This is a genomic window from Secundilactobacillus angelensis (assembly GCF_012641075.1).
Lineage (GTDB): Bacteria > Bacillota > Bacilli > Lactobacillales > Lactobacillaceae > Secundilactobacillus > Secundilactobacillus angelensis.
Genome location: NZ_JAAXLJ010000073.1, coordinates 1 through 469, shown reverse-complemented (window position 1 = coordinate 469; position 469 = coordinate 1). Strand labels below are relative to the sequence as shown.

The window sequence follows — 469 nt, the reverse complement described above, 5'->3', positions numbered from 1 at the left end:
GCACCTGTTAACGGCGGTAAATACGTATTGAAGCTTCATAAACAGCGTTATCTGTGTAGGACCTGTGGCACCACTTGCGGTGCCACATCATCCAACTTACTCTTTAATCACACATTGACTCCAGCAGTTCACCAAGCAGTGATTGAACTGGCCAAAGACTCATTAACAGCCACCGAAATAGCCAAACTGCTAGGTATCTCTGATACGAGTGTAAGCCGGATCATTAATGAGCACGCTAAACGTCCTTATCGACTTAAGGAGTTACCAACTCAACTCTGTTTTGACGAGTTTCGTTCAGCTAATCATCACATGTCGTTTATCTGTTGCGCTGCACTGGCTCACCACCTGGTAACGACATTACCAGGTAGATTAACGACTCAAATCATGGATTACTTCATCAACCGATATTCTTTAACTGAACGCCAGCGGGTTCAAAGCGTGGTCGTTGATCTGAACGCTCAATACTGTC

Annotated in this window: 1 protein-coding gene; it reads left to right on the top strand. The window is 45.0% G+C overall.

From position 1 onward, the window contains the following. A partial coding sequence (locus HC026_RS12410) for a helix-turn-helix domain-containing protein (protein WP_168926209.1) occupies nucleotides 1–469 on the top strand: 469 nt, incomplete at both ends.